The organism is Trinickia sp., assembly GCF_051961175.1.
Taxonomy (GTDB): Bacteria; Pseudomonadota; Gammaproteobacteria; order Burkholderiales; family Burkholderiaceae; genus Trinickia.
In genome coordinates this window covers 1-5956 of record NZ_JBQCDN010000400.1, presented here as the reverse complement: position 1 = coordinate 5956, position 5956 = coordinate 1, and the positions used below count along the sequence as shown (strand labels likewise).

Annotated in this window: 3 protein-coding genes and 1 pseudogene; all 4 read left to right on the top strand. The window is 62.4% G+C overall.

From position 1 onward, the window contains the following. Positions 1-5: 5 nt before the first annotated feature. Entirely contained in the window at positions 6-761 is a 756-nt protein-coding gene (locus tag ACTHL0_RS22840; protein ID WP_440569234.1) for a flagellar brake protein, read from the top strand. Positions 762-878: 117 nt separating this feature from the next. Further along, a complete protein-coding gene (gene flgK, locus ACTHL0_RS22835; RefSeq protein ID WP_440569232.1) occupies positions 879-2879 on the top strand; it encodes a flagellar hook-associated protein FlgK in 2001 nt (666 codons plus the stop codon). 13 nt (positions 2880-2892) lie between these two features. After that, on the top strand, positions 2893-4131 hold the full coding sequence (flgL, locus tag ACTHL0_RS22830) for a flagellar hook-associated protein FlgL (protein WP_440569233.1): 1239 nt from the start codon (positions 2893-2895) through the stop codon (positions 4129-4131). Positions 4132-4562: 431 nt separating this feature from the next. Beyond that, positions 4563-5956, top strand: a pseudogene (locus ACTHL0_RS22825) (dockerin); the annotation flags it as partial.

Sequence of the window (5956 nt, the reverse complement as noted above, 5' to 3'; positions counted from 1 at the left end):
AGCCCATGGATACCAATCAGTCGAATGGCCCGACGGAGGATACAGCCGAAAGCGATCATGATTTCGGCCGCCGCAATCCGCTCGAAATCGGCGTTCAGCTCCGCAATTTGGCCAATCGCGGCGATTTTCTGACCGTTCAGTACAAAAACGGGCAGCTCGTGACGAAGATTCTCGACGTCGACGTGCGAGGTCGCACCTTCTCCTTCGACTGGGGCGCGCTGCCCGAGCAGAACAAAGGGGTGCTCGCTTCGCCGAGCTGTACTTTCCGCGCCTCGCCCGAGGGCGTGCGCGTCGAGTTTTCCACGCTCACGCCGCAGGAAACACGCTTCGAGGGGTTGCCCGCGTTCGAAGCGCCGTTCCCCGAAGTGCTCTACTACGTGCAGCGCCGCGAATATTTTCGCGTCGACGCCCCCGTGCTCGATCCGTACTTTTGCCGCGGCAAGCTGCCCGAGGGCGACGCGTTCCGCTTCGAGGTGCACGATCTGTCGCTCGGCGGAATCGGGCTGCGCACGACGGACGAGCGTGTAGCCGAACTGCCGATGGGCGCCATGCTGCCCGACGTCGAAGTGCACTTGAACGGACACGGCATGCTGTCGCTCGATCTCGAGCTCGTCTCGATGCGCGCGACCGAATTGCCGAACGGCGGCCGCCGCTTCCAACTCGGCATGCGCTTCGTCGCGCTGCCCGGCAGCGCCGAGAACACGCTGCAGCGCCTCATCACCCAGCTTGAAATGCGCCGGCGCTCGCTCGTCAAAGCGTAATAAAAAAAACGGGGCGGATGCATGCGGCCCCCTTAAATTTTTCCCGGCGCGGCCGTTATACATGTGTTCCCTCAACGTGGCGGATTGCCCAATGGCGCCCGCCCTTCAGGAAGACGCATGTCCAACGATATTTTCAACATCGGGTTGTCCGGGCTGAACGCCGCGCAGTGGGGCCTTCAGACGACGAGCCAGAACATCAGCAACTCGGCGACGCCCGGCTACACGGTCGAGAGCGCCGTCTATGCCGAAGCCAGCGGTCAGTACACCGGTTCGGGCTATCTCGGCGGCGGTGTCAACACGGTGACGGTGCAGCGCCATTACAGCCAGTACCTGAGCACCCAGCTGAATACGGCCACCTCGACGAACAGCGCGCTGTCGGCCAACTATGCGATGGCTTCGCAGTTGAGCAATCTCGTGGGTAGCCCGACTGCCGGCATTTCGGCGGCGATGACGTCGTATTTCACCGGTTTGCAGAACGTTGCCAACACGCCGACCAGCCAGGCAATGCGCCAGACGGCGATCAGCGCCGCGCAAACGCTCGCCTCGCAGCTCAACGCGGCCGGTGCGCAATACGACCAGCTGCGCACGAGCGTGAATCAGCAATTGCAGACATCTGTCGCATCGATCAACACCTACTCGGCGCAGATCGCCAAACTGAACGGCCAGATTGCCGCGGCGTCCGCGCAGGGCCAGCCGCCCAACCAACTGCTGGATCAGCGCGACCAGGCCGTGGCCAACCTCTCGCAGCTCGTCGGCGTGTCCGTCGTGCAAAGCTCGGGCAGCTACAGCGTCTTCATCGGCAACGGGCAGCCGCTTGTCGTCGCGAACAACAATTTCCAGTTGGGTACCGCCACCTCGCAAAGCGATCCGAGCGAGCTGGCCGTCACCTATAACGGTCTGGCGGGCGCTACGACACCGCCGCCGGTCGAATACCTGCCGGATTCGTCGATCCCGGGTGGCACGGTCGGTGGCCTGCTTCAGTTCCGCAGCCAGACGCTCAATCCGGCCGAATCGCAACTGGGCGCGATCGCGACGAGCTTTGCCAATCAAGTCAACGCGCAGAACGCGCTCGGGATCGATCTGACCGGGAACAAGGGCGGCAATCTGTTCACCGTCGGATCGCCGACCAGCTATTCGAACCTCGCCAACACGGGCAACGCCACGCTGTCGGTCAGCTTCGCAAACGGCTCGCAACCGACGAGCGACGATTACGCGCTCTCGTTTGCCGGCGGCACCTATACGCTGACCGATACGACGACGGGCACGGTAGTCGGCACGTCGCCGACGGCCCCGAACGGCACGGCCTCGATGGGCGGGCTGGTCCTGAACATCACCTCCGGTTCGATGAACGCGGGCGATTCGTTCACGATTCAGCCGACGCGCGGCGCGCTCGATTCGTTCGCCTTGACGACATCGACCCCTTCGGCGATCGCCGCATCGGCGCCTGTGCTCGCTTCGGCTTCGAGCTCGAACACGGGCTCGGGAGCGATCTCGCAAGGCTCGGTGGGGGCTGGCTATCAGATCTCGAGCACGACGACGCTGACGTACAACTCGGCCACGAATACGCTGAGCGGCTTCCAGGTTGGCACAACGGTCACGGTGGCGGGCTCGCCCCCGACATCGATTCCGATCACCGCGCCCACGACGACTGTCCCGTACAACCCGTCGCAAGGCGCGAACTTGACGATCAACAGCACGACGTCGCCGGCCCCGGCCGGGATCACGAACGCCGTGACCGTGTCGCTTACGGGCATTCCCGCGAACGGCGACACATTCACGATCGCGCCGAACACGGGCACGTTCGACGGCCGCAATGCACTGGCGATGTCCAAGCTCGTCACGAGTGGCGCGCTGAACGGCGGGACGTCGACGTTGACGGCCTCGTACGCGGCCTACGTGAACAACATCGGCAACGCGGCGGGCCAGCTCAAGGCGGCGAGCACGTCGCAAGCGGCGCTGGTCACGCAGATCACGTCGGCGCAGCAGGCCGTGTCGGGCGTGAATCTCGATGAAGAAGCGTCGAACTTGTTGCAATATCAGCAGGCTTATCAGGCGAACAGCAAGGTCATCCAGACGGCCGAATCGATGTTCTCGACCCTGATGGGCATCTTCCAATAAGGTGGCAGCGATGATGCGCATCTCGACTTCGCAGTTCTACGATCAGAACATCCAGACGATGGATAACCAGCAGGGCCAGCTGAGTACGTACTATCAGCAGCTCTCGAGCGGTACGGCGCTGACCACGCCGGCCGACAATCCGCTGGGCGCCGCGCAGGCCGTTCAGCTGACGATGGTGTCGGCCACGTACACGCAGTACCAAACGAACCAGAGCGCCGCACTCTCGTCGCTGGGCCTTGAAGACAAGACCCTGTCGAGCGTGACGACCACGCTCGACAGCATCACGTCGCAGCTGGTGCGTGCGGGCGACGGCACCTTGAACGACTCCGATCGTGCCTCGATCGCCCAGGCGCTCCAAGGCTATCGCAACCAGCTTCTGAACCTGGCGAACACGAGCGACGGCGCCGGCAACTATCTGTTCTCGGGCTTTCAAGCGACGACGCAGCCGTTCACGAACAACACGGCTGGCGGGGTGAACTACCAGGGCGATAGCGGCATCCGCCAAGTGCAAGTCGCGGATACGCGCCAGATCGCGACGAATGACAGCGGCGCGAGCGTATTCTTGTCCGTGCCCGCGACGGGCACGTCGGAGGTCTCGGCCGGGGCGAGCACGAACACCGGCACGGGCACGATTGGCTCGGCGTCGGTCACGAACCCGTCCGTCACGACGAACGGCGACCACTACACGATTACGTTCGGCGGCACGGCTGCTGCGCCTACCTACACCGTGACCGACAACACGGCGGTGCCTGCCACGACGACGGCCCCCACGGCGTTCAATGCGAGCACGCCGATCCCGCTCGGCGCCGGCATGCAAGTGTCGATGTCGGGCGCGCCGAACCCGGGCGATACGTTTACGGTGACGCCGGCGACGGCGCCGCAGAACACGAGCGTGTTCGCGTCGCTCGATTCGGTCATTGCGGCATTGAAGCAACCGGCGGACAACAATCCGACCGCGGTCGCGACGCTGAAAAACGCGCTGACGACTGGCCTGACGCAGGTCCAAAACTCGATGACGAACGTGACGGTCGTGCAGGCATCGGTGGGCGGGCGCGAGCACGAACTGCAGGCGCTGCAAACGACGACGCAGACGAACTCGGTGCAAACGCAAAGCGATCTGTCGAACCTCACCGGCGTTGACATGGTCACGGCGATCACGAAATTCGAACAAGCGCAGAGCGCGCTGCAAGCGGCGCAACAGACGTTCGTGAAGATGCAAGGGATGTCGCTGTTCCAGTACATCGGCAGCTGACGGACGATGCTTAACGATTGACGAAGCCACGCGCCCGCAAGGGCGCGTCATCAGGCCGAAGCCCCCTCTCCTCGGGACTTCGGCTTTTTTTTTCGTCGATAGAAAATCCGCCACATGGGAGAAGGGTAGGAAAATCGCCAACAAGAAAATAAGGATTTCCTTACGATTTTTTTCGCGACAGGGCAATTAAGATAAGCGCGCCACCTGGACAGTTAGTACTACTAATTGACGAGCTTCGTACGCTTATGCATGTCGGTCGCAAAGCGCGGCGCTCGTTTTCCGGCCCGCGACTGACCGAGGTGGTCGATGACATGTCGGTTACGTTGCTTCCATTCCATTGATTGGCTGAAGGCGCTGCGCTGTCGACGCAAGAAGGGATGCAGTGTGTCGAAAGAGGCGGCCGAACGCAGTATGACCGAACGGGAAACAAGATGACGATGAAAGGCCGGGTTCACCGAGGGTTCTGGGCTGCCGTTGCGGCGTTGCCTCTGGTTTCGTGCAGCGGCGGAGGAACGTCCGGCACGGCTGGCAGCAGTGCGGTGCATGCTTCCACGCAGGCAGTTGCCGCCGCGGCGGCTCCGGCTACCGGTTGGACCACCGTGAAGATGGGCGGGGGCGGCTATGTGCCCGGCGTCATCTACCATCCTACCGTCCCGAACTTGCGCTACGCCAGAACCGACATTGGCGGCGTCTATCGCTGGGACAACGACAATGGAACCTGGATTGCGCTGAACGATTCGTTCAGTCGAGCCGACGGTGGTTATGAAGGTTCTGAGAGTCTCGCTGTAGACCCGACTAATTCCTGGACGGTCGCTATGACGGCCGGCCGAGCTGTCACCGACGGGAATGGACGTTTCTATATTTCGTGGGATCAGGGGCGGTCTTGGATCCATGCGGATCTTCCGTTCCCAGTCGGAGCGAACAATCAGGGTCGCGCAATCGGCGAGCGTTTGGCCATCGATCCCAATCAGCCCTCGACAATGTATTACGCGTCGAGAACGGCTGGCCTGTGGAAATCGACGAACTCCGGATTCAACTGGACCCAGGTTTCTTCGTTGTCGCCCTACGTGATGTCTAAGGGCGATATCTCCAATACCAATAACGGAAACCCGATCGGCCTCGAGTTCGTCGTGTTCGACACGGATGCGCCCAAGCCGGGCTATTCGCCGAGCGGAAGCCAGACGGGCACCCTCTACGTAGGCGTCGCACCCGACTACAAGAACCTCGCCGGGCTGTCGTCGTATCTGTACAAATCGACGGACGGCGGTGCAACCTGGACGGCAGTCTCCATTCCGAGCCAAGTGACCGACGCGATCGGTTCCAATGTCTATATTCCGCACATGGCGCGCGCGGCGGACGGTATGTTCTATGTGCCGTTCACGTCGAGCGCGGGGCCCGGCAGCAGCGCTCCGTCGGGGCTGTGCAAGTTCGACGGCAAAGGTGGGTGGACCAAGCTCGTCGCCTCCGGCGAGGGGACGTATTGGGGTGGGATTGGTGGCCTGTCGGTATCGGGCAGCGGACCGCAAACCGAAATTGTCTTTGGCGTATCCGGAACATGGGGCGATGCGTCCTACGTTCAGGTGGCCATGCGCTCGACCGATGGGGGACAAACGTGGGCCGAGATCGGGAAGTCGGGCGAGTCGAATGGTTCGACGACGTACCATGACGCGAGCGGTACGACCAGCGCATCGGGCCCCGGGTTTTCCGGGTGGGTCGACGATTTGCAGATCGATCCGTTTAACCCGAACCATGTGTCCTATGTGGTCGGAGGAGGCATCTGGTCGACGACGGAGGCGATTTCTTCGTCGACGCCGCACTGGACATT

What these genes read in the sequence shown, in the direction of transcription:
- ACTHL0_RS22840 (WP_440569234.1), top strand. Translation starts at nt 6, where the DNA reads ATGGATACCAATCAGTCGAATGGCCCGACGGAGGATACAGCCGAAAGC.
- flgK (WP_440569232.1), top strand. Translation starts at nt 879, where the DNA reads ATGTCCAACGATATTTTCAACATCGGGTTGTCCGGGCTGAACGCCGCG.
- flgL (WP_440569233.1), top strand. Translation starts at nt 2,893, where the DNA reads ATGCGCATCTCGACTTCGCAGTTCTACGATCAGAACATCCAGACGATG.